This window comes from Bacillus sp. AF62, from assembly GCF_050312695.1.
GTDB classification, from domain to species: domain Bacteria; phylum Bacillota; class Bacilli; order Bacillales; family Bacillaceae_G; genus Bacillus_A; species Bacillus_A cereus.
The window spans coordinates 1-245 of the sequence record NZ_JBNPJZ010000317.1; the positions used below are offsets into that span (position 1 = coordinate 1).

The following is a 245-nucleotide window of genomic DNA, read 5'->3' on the forward strand; positions in this document are numbered from 1 at the left end:
ATGGGGTATCGTCTTCCGCGTGCGGTTACATGGAGGGCACTTGGTTATTTTGCGGCGGTAGAAGCGGGGCTTGTAGCCTTCCGCTTCCTTCCTCCCTTTAAATGGATATTTTGGGATATGATCGATCAAGTTTGGCTCATGTATTATGGTGTGATTCCTCTTTTCTTAGTATGGGGCGCGGATAAATATAAAACAGATGGAAAATCACTTTTCTCTTTTGTTCGGTCCTGGGTCACATTTCGTTT

General features: G+C 44.9%; 1 protein-coding gene. It reads left to right on the forward strand.

Features of this window, described 5'->3' with window-relative positions; all coding sequences use genetic code 11:
• Positions 1–245, forward strand: a 245-nt coding sequence (locus ACQRBL_RS32965) for a TcpE family conjugal transfer membrane protein (protein ID WP_427736507.1), incomplete at both ends; no start/stop codon positions are given.